This is a genomic window from Idiomarina solivarensis, from assembly GCF_033052755.1.
Lineage (GTDB): Bacteria > Pseudomonadota > Gammaproteobacteria > Enterobacterales > Alteromonadaceae > Idiomarina.
The window spans coordinates 1-293 of record NZ_JAVFHZ010000019.1; the positions used below are offsets into that span (position 1 = coordinate 1).

Annotated in this window: 1 protein-coding gene and 1 tRNA gene; both read left to right on the forward strand. The window is 52.2% G+C overall.

The window, feature by feature from the left end:
* The coding region (locus RBK99_RS13460; protein ID WP_286830392.1) for an EF-Tu C-terminal domain-related protein at window positions 1-67 on the forward strand (67 nt) is incomplete at its 5' end.
* Window positions 68-218: 151 nt separating this feature from the next.
* A tRNA-Trp gene (locus RBK99_RS13465) sits at window positions 219-292 on the forward strand.
* Window position 293: the final 1 nt, after the last annotated feature.

The following is a 293-nucleotide window of genomic DNA, read 5'->3' on the forward strand; positions in this document are numbered from 1 at the left end:
GCGTTTCGCTATCCGTGAGGGTGGCCGTACCGTAGGTGCAGGCGTTGTATCGAAAATCATGGACTAATGCAGTCTGATTGATTTTAAGAGCCCGGCTTTGGCCGGGCTTTTTTATGTCTGGAATAGCGCAGTTCGCTGCCTGCTGGGCTTGCGTCAAAAACCATAATAGGTATAATACCGCGTCCAATCCTGCACCAATTGTAGGGTCGGCAAAATTTAGGGGCGTAGTTCCAATTGGTAGAACAGCGGTCTCCAAAACCGACGGTTGGGGGTTCGAATCCCTCCGCCCCTGC